Raw genomic sequence first — 12,840 nt, 5'->3', positions numbered from 1 at the left:
CGCGCCGGAAACGGCGCGTCGGCGCAGCGGCGTCAGTACTTCATGACGACGAGGCGCGTCTGCGTGAATTCGAGCATGCCGTGCTTGCCGTCGTCGCCGCCGAGGCCCGAGCGCTTCCAGCCGGCGTGGAAGCCCTGGTACGGATCGGCCGGCGTGCGGTTCACGTACAGCTCGCCGGCTTCGATCGCGTTCGCGACGGTCATCGCGGTGCGGTAGTGCTCGGTGTAGAGCACCGACGACAGGCCGAACTGGTGGTCGTTCGCCTGCGCGATCGCTTCGTCGATCGTCGTGTAGCGCAGCACGGGCATGACCGGGCCGAAGGTTTCCTCCTGCACGATCTCCATGTCCTGCCGGCAGTTCGTCAGCAGCGTGGCCGGGTAGAAGAAGCCGGGGCCGGCAGGAATCGCGCCACCGGTTTCGAGCGTCGCGCCGGCCGCGACTGCGCGTTCTACCATCCCGTGGATGTGCGCGCGCGCCGATGCGCTGACGAGCGGGCCCATCCGCGTCGCGTCGTCCGCACGGTCGCCGCTGCGCACGGCCGCCATCTTCTCCTTCAGCAGCGCGACGAAGCGGTCGTGCACGCTGTCGTGCACGTACACGCGTTCGATCGCCGTGCAGAGCTGGCCGCAGTGCGTCGTCTTCGACGCGACGAGTGCCGCGGCCGCGCGTTCGAGGTCGGCGTCGGGCTCGATGATCGCGGGCGTCTTGCCGCCGAGTTCGAGCGACGGCTTCGCGATGTTCGCCTTGCAGTAGTCGAGCACCTTGCGGCCCGCGTTCACGCTGCCGGTCAGCGTGATCATGCCGACTGCCGGATGCGTGCACAGCGCTTCGGCCGTCGCGTGGTCCATCGTCAGGATGTTGATGACGCCCGGCGGGAAGCCGGCATCGTCGGCCGCTTTCGCGATCTCGAAGGCGGATACCGGCGTGTGATTGCTCGGCCGCACGACCACGGTGTTGCCGGCGATCAGCGCGGGCGCGACCTTGCGAAGCAGCGTGTAGACGGGATAGTTGAACGGAATCAGGCACGCGACGACGCCGATCGGCTCGCGCTGCAGGAACAGGTTCTCGTCGGGCGTGTCGCTCGGGATGATCTCGCCCTCGATCCGGCGTGCCCACTCGGCGTGGTAGCGCGTGATCTGGCCCGCGTAGACGGCTTCGTTCGATGCGTCCTCGACGCTCTTGCCGGATTCCTGCGCGAGCGCCGCGCCGATCTCGGGCGCGCGTGCGGTCAGCGCGTCGGCGAAGCGGTGCAGGTACGCGGCGCGCTCGGCGCTCGGCAGCTTGCGCCATGCCTTCTGCGCGGCGGCTGCGGCGTCGACGGCGGCGAGCGCGTCGGCCGGCGTCGCGGCCGGCACGCGCGCGAACGGCGCTTCGGTGGCGGGATTGTGGACGACGATGAACGTGTCGCTTTCCGGGGCGACGAAACGGCCGTTCACGTAGTTGCGTTCGGTGCGCATGAAGTGACTCCTCCGATGAATGCAGGCGGATCGCTTCGAGTGGCGACACGCGCGGTACGGGACAGAGGCCATTCTGTTCATGCGTTTAGCGCACGACAAACGACTTATTTTCGCGCCGGGCATGAGAAAAACGCACGTTACTCGGGGAGTCGGTCGGAGTCGCCCGTCCGGCAAGGCTGCCGTGGCGCGGGCCTTGGGCGGGGCGGGCGGCGGCCGGGACGGATTTTCAGACGGGGCCGGATGCGGACGGGCGTGGAAGCCGGTAAGGTGTCGCCCGCGATGGGTGGTCGAGGGCGATCGGGGCAGATCGCGTGCTAGGCCAGCGGCACTTGCGGCAGCGGCGACGACGGTTCGAGATGGCGCTTCGCGAGCCAGACTTCCTGCTGCAGCCAGTCGCGGAACTGGACGATGTGCGGCAGGTTCGTCTGCTCGGGCCGCGTGACGAACCAGTACGACTGGTGGCCGTCGACGTGCACGTTGAGCACCTGCATCAGTTGCCCGGTCGCGAGTTCGCGCGCGACCATGTGGCGGTCGGCGATCGTGATTCCGAGGCCGTCGATCGCCGCGCGGATCGCATGGTCGAGCAGGTCGAATTCGTAGCCGCCGCGTGTGTCGACGTCGGCGATCCCGGCGGCCTTCAGCCAGTGCTGCCAGGTCAGGTAGCGCTGGTCGTCGGTGGCGAGCACGTGCAGCAACGTGAAGCGGTTCAGGTCGATCGGCGCGCCGTCCTGTCGCAGCCGCGCATACAGCGCGGGTGCGCAGACGGCGATATGCTGCTCCTGCATCAGCAGTGCGTTGTCGAAGCCGTCCCATTCGCCGTCGCCGAACCGGATCGCGCAGTCGAGCACGCGCGATTCGCCGAGACTGTCGTGAATGCGGGTCGTGAGGCTCAGCTCGAATTCGGGATGCGCGTCGCGCAGCCGGCCGAGGCGCGGCATCAGCCAGCGCGCGGCGAAGGTGGGCGGCACGTTCGCGCGCAGACGGTTCAGGTGGGTTTTCTCCTGCAGGCTGCGCACGGTCAGCTCGATCTTGTCGAACGATTGCTGCAGCGCGCGCAGCAGCACGCGGCCGGCCGCCGTCAGTTCGAGCTGGTGATGGCGGCGCTCGAGCAGGGTTTCGCCGAGCTGGCCCTCGAGCTGGCGAACCTGGCGGCTCACCGCGCTCTGCGTCACGTTGAGCAGTTCGGCCGCGCGCGTGAAGCTGCCGGTGCGGCCGGCCATCTCGAAGGCTTTCAGCGCATTCAGCGCCGGCATCTTGCGTCTCACGGGGCGGTGTCGTGTTTGGTGCGGGATGCTTATTGTAGGCGGGTGGCGCGGGCGCGGGGACGATGAATGGAGACGGCGGGTGTGCTTCGTTACGACGAGGCTGCCCGCAGGATGGCCGGCGATGCCGGCCGGCAACAACACGAACGATACGAACGAAAGGGACACACATCATGCGACGCCTGCCATCGTTGATCGCATTGCGATTTTTCGAGGAGACCGCGCGTCACCTGAGCTTCAACCGCGCGGCGGTCTCGCTGTGCGTGACGCAGGGGGCGGTGAGCCGGCAGATCCGGCTGCTCGAGGAGGCGCTCGGCGCGCGGCTGTTCGAGCGCGATCACAAGGGCGTGCGCCTGACCGATGCCGGCCAGCGGTTGCTGCCGTTCGTCGGGCAGGCGTTCGACACGATCGAGCGTGGTGTCGGCGAAATCGCTGCCACGCGGCCGGGCGCGAAGCGGCGCTTGACGGTGTCGCTGCCGCCGACGTTCGCGACGCAGTGGTTCTCGCCGCGGCTCGGCACGCTCGCGGAGGCGCTGCCCGACGTCGAGTTGTCGATCCGCACCGAGCCGGCCGACGATTGCCATTGCCACATCCGCTTCGGGCGCGCGGCGCGCGCCGGGATGCAGTCGGAGCTGTTGATGATGGAGCGGCATGCGCTCGTCGGCGCGCCGCGCTATCGCGGCGATACGCTCGACGTGCTGCTCGGCCGGTTGCCGGCGCTGCATGTGCTGCACGAAGGCAAACGCCTGACGCTGTGGGCCGACTGGTGCGAGCAGGCGGGCGTGCCGCTGGCGCGGATCGGCGACGGTATCGAGTTTTCCACGCTGGAACAGGCGATCCGCGCGGCGCGCAAGGGCGCGGGGCTCGTGGTGGTCGATCTGAACATGATCGAGGAGGAGATCGGCGAGGGCAGCCTCGTGCGGCTGTCGCCGGTGCAGCCGATCGGGCCGTTCGGGTATTGGCTCGATGTCGAGCCGGAGAGTGTCGCGGTCGAGCCGGTGGTCGCGTTTGCTGCGTGGTTGCGGGAGCAGGCGGGGAGGCGGGGGTAGGGGGTGTGGACTGTGGGACGAGGCTGATCTTTCTTTGGAAACAGTCGGATCCGTCCGCACTTGTCCCTGCTGTTCTCGCGGTGGTGGCATCTGTCAACGATCGTTACCGGGAATGGCAATAGTCACGATCGTTGACGGCCCGGGCCATGCGGTTTCTTCTTGTCGTTGCCGGCTATCGGTCGGGGTCGTGCCCGAAGTGCATGAGTGTTTCCCGGCGCCCCCAGAATTCTATGTCGGCGATCGTTTCGACAGGCATCTGGCACTTCGAGAGATCGATACGCCCGACGTTGAAGACGGCGCGTCGCGGCGGGGATACCGGCATGTCGGCCGGCCGCGTATCGTGCCCGACGGCGGACTTGCGCATGACGCGCGCCAGGCTGTGATGGAGTTCGGTTGTGACGAGCGCATCGAGGAGGTGCCTGGCTTCGGCGCTGAGGGCGAGACGATGCCGGATCGCCTGCCGGCCGCGCTTCGCCGTGGGGCGCGTGATCCGGAATCCGGCAATCGGCGCGTGCTTTGCATTCATTCGTAAATCCCCTTTTCGATCAAGTATCTTTGCAGCGCCTGCACGGACCTGCCGTGCGGTGTGACGTCGAATGTCATCCAGCGATGTGATCCCGTTACGCGCCAGAAATCTCGGCCGAATCGCGTCGCATAGAGCGCACGCAGCGACCGGAGCGATCCGTCGGCAAGACCGACCGGGTGCCCCTGGAAATACTGGAACAGTGCCGCTTCATCACCGCACTTGTCGGGAATGGGCGCGTCGAAACCGAACCGTGGCCACGCGTAATACCCGAATAGCCGGCGGCCGCCCGGTTTTGGCGCTGCCTTTCGGCCCCCCGCTGCGAATGCAATGATTCGGGTGATGCCCAACTTATCAGACGCCCTGACGATCCGCCACAGCATCGCCGCGCCGAATCCCGCGACTGCGTGATCGACGAGATCGATTGTCATGAGTTCGAGTAGGGATGTGTCCGATTCTCGACGGACCGATACGCGGTTTTCGGATCGGATCCAGGTGGGATTCGTGACCGAGAAGGTCAACTGGCCTCTGCTGTCGAGATAGGCTTGAATGGCCGATCCGGCAGGCGCTCCGCACAACGAAACGAGCAGTTCGTCGGGGACGTCGCTGTTCACACCAAGAAACGCGGCGATATCCAGATCGTTTCGATCGACCTCGAGCCGATCGTCGAAGTACGTCGTCTCGTACGGCAGGACATGACTGAGATCGACAGGTTGAGCGGGCATGGCTTCCGGCGATGAATGGAAAGCCCTCAGCATATCGGCGCTCATCCCGCGGGCAGAGTCCGCCAAACGGCCAATCGCGAGACGGAGCGATCGCCCGTCCCGCCCGCCTCACGACCAGTCGAACGTCAGCAGCGCGACGCGGCTGACCGGCTCGTAAAACAAGAGAATCGAGTCCGCACCCATCGCGCGGTATTCCCAGCCGGTGACGCTGGCGACGAAGCGAAAGCGCGCACCGTCTGGGCCGATCGGCCGGATGTTGTCGGGATCGCTGTCGTCGATCGGAAAATCGGACGTGCCCGACCAGTTGCCCCAGCCGACCGTTCCGCCGAGCTGGTCGATCAGGTTGCACGGTTCTTCCTGGCTGAAATCGCGCTCGTCCGGCGCGTACTGGTTGGACGAGTAGAGCACGCCGTATTCGGCGAACCGCTGGCGCGCGGTTTCGATGCTGGCCTGTTGCTCCGCGTAGTGCGCTTCCAGTTCCTCGCGATAGCCCGTGTCATGCGCGCCGGGCGGGTTTTCCAGATAGAAGTAGCGCGGGTCGCCGAGCAGCGTGTAGCGGTTGTTGTCGTCGAGCCGGAATGCGATCCAGTTCGCGCGCAGATAGTCGTTGTGGTACGCGGCCGTGTCCTGCCCGACGAGCCCGTCATAAGGTTCGATGGGGCTGAGCAGATGGATCCAGCCTTCCCACGACGGATTGACCGCCGACAGGTCGATCGACACGAGCGGATGCAGGTGGCGCGCGAGTGCGGCGTCGGGCTCGGCAAAGACGTCGGCGTCGGGCGGGTAGACCTTCAGGCTAGGTTGTGGCGTGACGATGTTTTCAATCATGATCGGTGTCCGCACGGTGAGGGTCCGGTAAGGCTACACGAGTGAAGGCGAAAACTGGATGAATGCCGGCGCCGGGCAGCCGGTTCGACACGCATCCGATTCCGTCCATCCGCCCGATCGGCCCTTCGAACGCATTCGCGTCGATTCTGTTCTGAACGAACGATGCGCATCGCATCGCGTTCGGAATGAAAAAACCCGGCCACGGCCGGGTTCTTTCGAATCGCGCGCAGCGGCGCGCGGCGCGGATCGACCGCGGGGAGCGGTCAGCGGCCGAGGCCGGCCATCAGCGTGTACTTGAGTTCCACGTATTCGTCGAGGCCGTACTTCGAGCCTTCGCGGCCGAGCCCCGATTGCTTGACGCCGCCGAACGGCGCGACTTCGGTCGAGATGATCCCGTCGTTGACGCCGACCATCCCGCTCTCCAGCGCACCCGACACGCGCCACGCACGGCCGAGGTCGCGCGTGTAGAAATACGCGGACAGCCCAAACGGCGTGTCGTTGGCCGCAGCCACGGCCTCTTCCTCGGTCGTGAAGCGGAAGCAGCCGGCGACGGGGCCGAAGGTTTCCTCTTCGGCGATCAGCATGTCGGCCGTCATGCCGGTCAGCACGGTCGGTTCGTAGAACGTGCCGCCGAGCGCGTGACGCTTGCCGCCGGTGAGCGCGTGCGCGCCCTTCGCGGTGGCGTCGGTCACGTGCCGCTCGACCTTGCCGAGCGCCGCCTCGTTGATCAACGGCCCCTGGTCGACTTCACCCGCGAGCGCGTTGCCGACGCGCAGCTTGCGCACGGCGTCCGCGAGCTTGCGCGTGAACGCGTCGTACACGGCGTCCTGCACGAGAAAGCGGTTCACGCATACGCAGGTCTGGCCGGTATTGCGGAACTTCGACGCGATCGCGCCTTCGACGGCCGCATCGAGGTCGGCATCGTCGAACACGATGAACGGCGCGTTGCCGCCGAGTTCGAGCGACAGCTTCTTCAGCGTATCGGCCGACTGCTTCGCGAGCAGCTTGCCGACCCGCGTCGAGCCCGTGAACGACAGCTTGCGCACGACGGACGAATGCGTGAGCGCCTCGCCGATCGCCACCGCATCGCCCGACACGACGTTGAACACGCCGGCCGGCACGCCCGCACGCTCGGCGAGCACCGCGAGCGCGAACGCCGACAACGGCGTTTCCTCGGACGGCTTCAGCACCATCGTGCAGCCGGCCGCGAGCGCGGGGCCGGCCTTGCGCGTGATCATCGCGAGCGGGAAATTCCACGGCGTGATCGCCGCGACGACACCGACCGGTTCGCGCGTGACGACGATCTGCGTATTCGGCTTCGGGCTCGGGATCACGTCGCCGTACATGCGCTTCGCTTCTTCCGCGAACCATTCGAGAAAGCTCGCCGCGTACACCACTTCGCCGCGCGCTTCCGCGAGCGGCTTGCCTTGCTCGCGCGTCAGCAGCTCGGCGAGCGCATCACGGTTTTCGAGCATCAGCTCGCCCCAGCGCTTCACTCGGGCGCCGCGTTCCTTGGCGGTCAGCGCGCGCCATGCCGGAAACGCGTGCGCGGCGGCGTCGATCGCGCGCTGCGCATCGTCGGCGCCGCCCTTCGCCACCTTCGCGATCGTTTCGCCGGTCGCCGGATTCAGCACCGCGTAGGTCGCGTCGCTCGCGCCGTGCGCTTCGTGCCATTCGCCGCCGATGTAATGGCCGGTCCTCAGAAATTCGCTCATCGTGTCCGTTCCTTCAGTGCTTCACTTCGATTCAGTCCGCCGCGAAACTGCCCTGCGCCGGACGCGACTCGCGCGCGATGCGCTTGCCGGCCGTGTAGTCGTTGATCAGGTCGCACGGCGTGTAGTTGCGTTCCAGCTCGTGCAGCTCTTCTTCGGTGAGCTGCGTCTCGAGCGCGCCGAGCGCGCTGTCGAACTGCGCGACGGAATCCGCGCCGACCAGCATGCTCGCGACGCCGGGGCGGCTCAGCACCCACGCCTGTGCGATCTGCGCGGGCGGCACGCCGCGGCGCTTCGCGACCTTCGCGACCGATGCGGCAATCGCGAGCGACGACGCATCGCCGTACATCTGCGCGGTGAAGAAGTCGGTCTGGTTGCGCGTCGATTGCGGCTCGCAGGTGAGCAGGCCGCGCGCGAGCGGGCTGAAAACCGACACGCCGACGCCCTGGTCGATGCAGTACGGCACCATTTCGCGTTCTTCCTCGCGATACGCGAGGTTCAGCTGCAGCTGCATGTTGATCGGCTTGTCCCAGCCGTTTCGTTCGCAGGCCTGCATGATCTTCGCGAACTGCCACGTGTACATCGTCGATACGCCGATATAGCGCGCCTTGCCCGCGCGCACGATGTCGTGCAGCGTGCTCATCGTTTCCTCGACGGGCGTGTTCACGTCGAAGAAGTGCAGCATGAAGATGTCGACGTAATCCATGCCGAGGCGCTTCAGCGATCCGTCGATGCCGTCGAGCACGTGCTTGCGCGAATGGCCGCCCGCGTTCGGATAGCTGCCCATGTCGTAGCCGACCTTGGTCGTCACGACGAGTTCTTCACGACGCGCGTTGCGCTTCAGGATGCGGCCGACCACTTCCTCGCCGACGCCGGTCGAATAGAAATCCGCGAGATCGATGAAGTTCACGCCGGCGTCGAGCGCACGGCGCACGATTGGTTCGCTTTGCGCTTCATCGAAGATCCAGGGCTTCCATTCGGGGGTGCCCATGTTCATCGTGCCGAGACACAGGCGGGACACCTTCAGGCCGGACTGGCCGAGGCGGACGTATTCCATGTTTCCTCCAGGTGCGGCCGTCCGTCGCGCGTCGGCCACTTGTCGTCGTCAGATTTTCTTCGGGGTGTAGAACGGGTTCGACACGTCGCGCGCGGCGGCGAACACCGCGTCGCGATGCGGCAGCCCTTCCATCGCGGCGACGATCGCGTTGCGGCACGCGCGGTAGTTGTTCTCGAACACGGCGTCGAGATCGTCGGTTTGCGGGTTCACCCAGTTCGCCGACACGACGACCCAGTCGTTCTCCGCTTCGGGCGGCAGCGTGCCGTTCTCGAGCGCTTCCGCCACGGCTTTCGCGATGCCGGCCTGCGATGCGCCCCACGTGGCATTGCCGTGGAAATCGCTGGCGATCTGCGCCTTGTTCACGTACAGCGTGAGCGGCTTGGTCGGTACGCCCGGCTGCGCGATCACGACGAACGGCGCATGGCCGGCCGACGGCGTCGCGAGCGCGGTGGCGAACGCCTGCCCGGCCGGGCCGTTGCGCGGGCCGACCAGCACGTTGATGTGCGCGAGGTTGACGCCGGGGCCTTCGAAGCCTTCGCCGATGTAAAGCTGCCTGGGTTGGGATGCGGTCATTGCGGTGTCTCGTCGATGAGGTTGGGTGTGAGGCGATTGTGGTTGGCCGTGGCGCGGCCGGTGAATCGATGTTTTCTGATCGGGCTATGAGTTTTCGTCGTCTCCGGGAAAGCCCTGAATCCGGCACGCGAATGCCCGCCGGGCGGGCCTCGGCCGTGCTCGTGACGGCACGCGGGGCGGGATCGGCGGGTGGGCATTCGCTTACCGGCTCCGGGTTTGTCATACCCGGGCAGGGGTTGGAGGGCCGGGCGCATCTGGACAACAATCGGCGTACTCCGAGCCCTATCTTTCGTCTTCCCTTCTTTTTTCGAAAGCGAGTAATTCCGATGGCTGCCATTCAAAGGCCCGATTGGTCGAAGCTCAGTTCGCTCGATCCGGAGCTGATCCGGGCATTCGTCGCGGTGGTCGAGAGCGGCGGCTTCACCGCGGCGGCCCGGCAACTGCATCGCACGCAATCGACGATCAGCCTGCGCATCCGTACGCTCGAGGAGCGGCTCGACACGCACCTGTTCATGCGCAACAGCCGGCGGCTCGAACTGTCGCGCGACGGCGAGAATTTCCTGATCCACGCGCGCCGGATCATCCAGGTGCAGAACGACGCGATCCTCGCGCTGAAGCAGGCGAGCAGCGACCGTGGCGTCGTGCGCTTCGGGCTGCCCGAGGATTACGCGGAGCTGTGGCTGCCCGACCTGCTGAAATCGTTCTATGCGATGCGGCCGGGTGCGCGCTTTCACGTGCATTGCCGCACGTCGCTCGAATTGCTCGAACGGCTGCAGGCCGGCGAGCTCGACGTCGCGCTCGTCGTGCGGCACGGGCCGAACGCGGGCGGGCGGCTGCTTGGCCGTCACGACGTCGTGTGGGCCGCGCACCAGGACTTCGTGCTCGGCCCGCAGGCGTCGGTGCCGCTCGCGCTGTTTCCGGAGACGTGCTGCTACCGGCAGCGCGGGCTGCAGGCGCTCGCGACGGCCGAGCGGCCGTATCACGTCGTCTACACGAGCCAGAGCCCGACCGGCATCAAGATCGCGGTGAACCACGGCGCGGCCGTGACGATGATCGACCGCTGCACGCTGCCCGAGAACTGGCGCGTGCTCGACGAGACGGACGGGCTGCCGCCGCTGCCGGCGGCCGATCTCGAACTGCATCGCTCGCCGGGCATCTGCGATCCGCTGACCGACGATCTCGTGTCGCTGATCGAATCGATGGTCGACGAGCGGCGGCGCGCGTCGCTCGAGGCGTTCGCGTAGCGGGGCTGCCGGGGCGCATGCACGGCTGGCGCGAGTCGTGGTGCGGGATTACCGCGTGCGCATGACGACCGCAGGGCCAGTTGCGAGCCGCCAGCCGCCAGCCGTCAGCCGTCAGCCACCAGCCACCAGCCACCAGCCACCAGCCACCAGCCACCAGCCACCAGCCACCAGCCACCAGCCACCAGCCACCAGCCGCGAGCCACCAGCCACCAGCCGCGAGCCGCGAGCCGCGAGCCGTCAGCCGCGAGCCGCCATCCGCCATCCGCCAGTCGGCGCCGCGTTGCGCCCCGCATGCCGTTTTTTGCACCGCCGCGCCGTTTTTTTGCACGACGTTTATGCGGTCTCTTCTAAGCTGGGGATGTGTCGAACAGCCGAGACGGCTTCCGTCCGCTCCATGACCTTCATTCATCCCGTTCCCGCCTTCGATGTCGCCGGCCGCCGGTTGCGCGCCGGCGCACCCAGCAACGTCATTCCGTTCCCGCCGCCACGCCCGCGCCTGCAGTTGCCCGTCACGCTGACGGCCGATTCCGGCGAACGCGCGCACGCCCGGCTCGCGGCGCTGCTGCATTCTCCGCTCGGCGTGTACGTCGTCAGCGCGCGCGCCGTGCGCGACGTGGTTCACGTGCACTTCGACATTGCGCCGGAAGACCTGGATTTCACGCTGCACATGCTGATTGCGCAGCAGGCCGATGCGGTGATCGGGCCGGTCGCGCGCTGGTTGCGCGTCGGGCCGAAGGCGCGGTAACGCGGAGGCGGGCGGGTGCCCGCTTGCCGATGGCGCGGGTGATTCGCGGTCGGGGCGCCAGTCGCCGCGCCGGCCGCGAACAGGTGGCGGATAGGCGTGTATCGCGTCGCGCGCGGCGCCGATCCTGAATACGGAGCGTTCATGTACCTCACGGAAGAAATATCTGTCGCGCGGCCGGCCAGCCGTCGCGTCCGGACGGCGTCGCTGCCGTCGGGCCAGCAACTCGCGCGTCAGCTCGTGACGACGGTGCGCGTGGCCGAAGTGCTGCTGCATCAGGCGATCGTCGTGCCCGACGGGCATCAGTGGTCGGTCGACACCGAGCGGGTCGACGCGGACGGCGGGCCGCTCGCGGCCTGGGAGACCTGCGTGACCTGGCGGATCGGCAAGGTGTTCGCGCCGACGGTGAGCCCGGCCGCGCGCGTCAACGATCGCGATCAGGTCGCGGTCGAGATCCGGCTCTGTCTGCCTGAACAGGACTACGTGGCCGAGCGGTGCGTGAGCACCTTCGGCCGCCGCCACGGCAACCGCTTCGGCGCGACGCTGTCGGTCGCGTCGGGCGCGCAGTGGGGCTGGCAACGCACCGAGCACGTCGCACCGGAGCGTACGCAGGTGCGCGGCGATACGCTGGAGGCGCTCGTCGATGCGGTGGCCGCGAACGTCAACGCGGCGCTGGGCGCGGCCGGATTCGGCGCGACGCGCTGATCACGCGTCGCCGGTCTGCCCGGTCTGGCGCTGCAGATCCTCCATCAGCTGTTCCGCGAGAAAGTCGCACGGCGGCCGCTTCGATTTCGTGCTGCGCGCGAGGATCAGCTCGAGCGGCGGCAGGTCGGGCAGCCCGTGCGAGCGGCCGAGCATCGACAGTTGCGCGGGAATCGCGCAGCGCGCGAGCGGCGCGACCGCGAGGCCGGCCTCGACCATGCTGAGCAGCCCGAGCAGGCTCGGGCTTTCATAGGAGGTGCGGTACGGCACCTTCGCGCGTTCGAGGCTGCGGATCGCGTTCTCGCGGGCGACGCTGCCCGGCATGAACACCGCGATCGGCAGCGGCCGCTCTTCCCACACGCGCGGCCCGTTCGTCATCGCGGCCCACGCCATCGGCTCGTGGCGGATGAAGTCGCCGGACAGCCCCTTGATCCGCGTACCGCAGACGAGGTCGACCGTGCCTTCCTTGATCAGCGGCGCGAGCGCGCTGCTCGGCAGCCCCATCACCTGGATCTCGACCTTCGGGTAGGTCGCCGAGAATTTCTTCAAGACCGACGGCAGCAGCGACGACGCATAGTCGTCCGGCACGCCGATCACGACCTTGCCGGTCACTTCCGGCCGCACCACGGCCGCCCACGCCTCGTCGCGCAGCGCCAGCATTCGTCTGGCGAATCCCAGCAGCACCTCGCCCTCGCGCGTCAGCACGATGCTGCGCGGCTTGCGCACGAACAGCGGCCGCCCGATCGCGTCTTCCAGGCTCTTGATCTGCATGCTCACGGCCGACTGCGAGCGGTTCACGGCCTCGGCGGCGCGGGTCATGTTGCCGGTCTCCGCGACGGCGACGACGGTGGCCAGCACGTCGTGATCGAGCATCTTCATCAGAATTTACTCCGAGAGACCCCGCCATTGATGGCGGGAAGGAAAGGAGCGCAGTTGACAGGCAGCTTCTTCCACGAGTTAGGATCA

At 67.4% G+C, this 12,840-nt stretch carries 13 protein-coding genes; 4 read left to right on the top strand and 9 right to left on the bottom strand.

Translation table 11 applies throughout. The features are described from left to right. Window positions 1-32 precede the first annotated feature (32 nt). Window positions 33-1,457, bottom strand: coding sequence for an aldehyde dehydrogenase (gene aldA / locus ACN8ZM_RS29175; RefSeq protein ID WP_420211484.1), 1,425 nt, complete (start codon window positions 1,455-1,457; stop codon window positions 33-35). Between the two features lie 314 nt (window positions 1,458-1,771). Then, complete coding sequence (locus ACN8ZM_RS29170) at window positions 1,772-2,710, bottom strand: LysR substrate-binding domain-containing protein (RefSeq protein ID WP_011356424.1); 939 nt, start codon at window positions 2,708-2,710, stop codon at window positions 1,772-1,774. Window positions 2,711-2,892: 182 nt separating this feature from the next. Here ACN8ZM_RS29170 and ACN8ZM_RS29165 point away from each other — a divergent pair, with 182 nt between their 5' ends. Next, window positions 2,893-3,768: a LysR family transcriptional regulator gene (locus ACN8ZM_RS29165; RefSeq protein WP_420211483.1), complete on the top strand. Its 876-nt coding sequence runs from the start codon at window positions 2,893-2,895 to the stop codon at window positions 3,766-3,768. A 172-nt stretch (window positions 3,769-3,940) separates the two neighbouring features. On the opposite strand, the gene ACN8ZM_RS29160 is transcribed toward ACN8ZM_RS29165, so the two are convergent. The 6 genes from ACN8ZM_RS29160 to fae form a co-directional block, all read right to left on the bottom strand. After that, window positions 3,941-4,294, bottom strand: coding sequence for a hypothetical protein (locus ACN8ZM_RS29160; RefSeq protein ID WP_205821927.1), 354 nt, complete (start codon window positions 4,292-4,294; stop codon window positions 3,941-3,943). Beyond that, entirely contained in the window at window positions 4,291-5,061 is a 771-nt protein-coding gene (locus ACN8ZM_RS29155) for a hypothetical protein (protein ID WP_420211482.1), read from the bottom strand. Before ACN8ZM_RS29155 ends, ACN8ZM_RS29160 begins: the two co-directional genes overlap by 4 nt. 63 nt (window positions 5,062-5,124) lie before the next feature. Continuing rightward, on the bottom strand, window positions 5,125-5,844 hold the full coding sequence (locus ACN8ZM_RS29150) for a hypothetical protein (protein WP_420211481.1): 720 nt from the start codon (window positions 5,842-5,844) through the stop codon (window positions 5,125-5,127). A 263-nt stretch (window positions 5,845-6,107) separates the two neighbouring features. Then, complete coding sequence (locus ACN8ZM_RS29145) at window positions 6,108-7,559, bottom strand: NAD-dependent succinate-semialdehyde dehydrogenase (protein WP_420211480.1); 1,452 nt, start codon at window positions 7,557-7,559, stop codon at window positions 6,108-6,110. Between the two features lie 31 nt (window positions 7,560-7,590). Further along, the gene (locus ACN8ZM_RS29140) at window positions 7,591-8,613 is read right to left on the bottom strand and encodes an aldo/keto reductase (protein ID WP_122948660.1); all 1,023 of its coding nucleotides are present in this window, start codon (window positions 8,611-8,613) and stop codon (window positions 7,591-7,593) included. Window positions 8,614-8,661: 48 nt separating this feature from the next. Next, window positions 8,662-9,186: a formaldehyde-activating enzyme gene (gene fae / locus ACN8ZM_RS29135; RefSeq protein ID WP_043178765.1), complete on the bottom strand. Its 525-nt coding sequence runs from the start codon at window positions 9,184-9,186 to the stop codon at window positions 8,662-8,664. Between the two features lie 326 nt (window positions 9,187-9,512). On the opposite strand from fae, the gene ACN8ZM_RS29130 reads away from it, so the two are divergent. The 3 genes from ACN8ZM_RS29130 (at window position 9,513) to ACN8ZM_RS29120 (ending at window position 11,877) form a co-directional block, all read left to right on the top strand. Next, the gene (locus ACN8ZM_RS29130) at window positions 9,513-10,430 is read left to right on the top strand and encodes a LysR family transcriptional regulator (RefSeq protein WP_205821932.1); all 918 of its coding nucleotides are present in this window, start codon (window positions 9,513-9,515) and stop codon (window positions 10,428-10,430) included. 394 nt (window positions 10,431-10,824) lie between these two features. Next, on the top strand, window positions 10,825-11,175 hold the full coding sequence (locus ACN8ZM_RS29125) for a hypothetical protein (protein ID WP_043178762.1): 351 nt from the start codon (window positions 10,825-10,827) through the stop codon (window positions 11,173-11,175). A gap of 141 nt (window positions 11,176-11,316) precedes the next feature. Next, a complete protein-coding gene (locus tag ACN8ZM_RS29120; RefSeq protein WP_089453853.1) occupies window positions 11,317-11,877 on the top strand; it encodes a hypothetical protein in 561 nt (186 codons plus the stop codon). Here ACN8ZM_RS29120 and ACN8ZM_RS29115 read toward each other — a convergent pair whose 3' ends face one another. Continuing rightward, window positions 11,878-12,753, bottom strand: coding sequence for a LysR family transcriptional regulator (locus tag ACN8ZM_RS29115; protein ID WP_006485479.1), 876 nt, complete (start codon window positions 12,751-12,753; stop codon window positions 11,878-11,880). It abuts the gene before it with no gap. Window positions 12,754-12,840: the final 87 nt, after the last annotated feature.

Origin of the sequence: Burkholderia aenigmatica, assembly GCF_048627025.1 — a bacterium.
GTDB lineage: Bacteria > Pseudomonadota > Gammaproteobacteria > Burkholderiales > Burkholderiaceae > Burkholderia > Burkholderia aenigmatica.
This window is presented reverse-complemented; position numbering and strand designations above follow the sequence as displayed.

What these genes read in the sequence shown, in the direction of transcription:
- aldA (WP_420211484.1), bottom strand. Translation starts at nt 1,457, where the DNA reads ATGCGCACCGAACGCAACTACGTGAACGGCCGTTTCGTCGCCCCGGAA.
- ACN8ZM_RS29115 (WP_006485479.1), bottom strand. Translation starts at nt 12,753, where the DNA reads ATGAAGATGCTCGATCACGACGTGCTGGCCACCGTCGTCGCCGTCGCG.
- ACN8ZM_RS29120 (WP_089453853.1), top strand. Translation starts at nt 11,317, where the DNA reads ATGTACCTCACGGAAGAAATATCTGTCGCGCGGCCGGCCAGCCGTCGC.
- ACN8ZM_RS29150 (WP_420211481.1), bottom strand. Translation starts at nt 5,844, where the DNA reads ATGATTGAAAACATCGTCACGCCACAACCTAGCCTGAAGGTCTACCCG.
- ACN8ZM_RS29125 (WP_043178762.1), top strand. Translation starts at nt 10,825, where the DNA reads ATGACCTTCATTCATCCCGTTCCCGCCTTCGATGTCGCCGGCCGCCGG.
- ACN8ZM_RS29160 (WP_205821927.1), bottom strand. Translation starts at nt 4,294, where the DNA reads ATGAATGCAAAGCACGCGCCGATTGCCGGATTCCGGATCACGCGCCCC.
- ACN8ZM_RS29165 (WP_420211483.1), top strand. Translation starts at nt 2,893, where the DNA reads ATGCGACGCCTGCCATCGTTGATCGCATTGCGATTTTTCGAGGAGACC.
- ACN8ZM_RS29130 (WP_205821932.1), top strand. Translation starts at nt 9,513, where the DNA reads ATGGCTGCCATTCAAAGGCCCGATTGGTCGAAGCTCAGTTCGCTCGAT.
- ACN8ZM_RS29145 (WP_420211480.1), bottom strand. Translation starts at nt 7,559, where the DNA reads ATGAGCGAATTTCTGAGGACCGGCCATTACATCGGCGGCGAATGGCAC.
- ACN8ZM_RS29155 (WP_420211482.1), bottom strand. Translation starts at nt 5,061, where the DNA reads ATGAGCGCCGATATGCTGAGGGCTTTCCATTCATCGCCGGAAGCCATG.
- ACN8ZM_RS29140 (WP_122948660.1), bottom strand. Translation starts at nt 8,613, where the DNA reads ATGGAATACGTCCGCCTCGGCCAGTCCGGCCTGAAGGTGTCCCGCCTG.
- fae (WP_043178765.1), bottom strand. Translation starts at nt 9,186, where the DNA reads ATGACCGCATCCCAACCCAGGCAGCTTTACATCGGCGAAGGCTTCGAA.
- ACN8ZM_RS29170 (WP_011356424.1), bottom strand. Translation starts at nt 2,710, where the DNA reads ATGCCGGCGCTGAATGCGCTGAAAGCCTTCGAGATGGCCGGCCGCACC.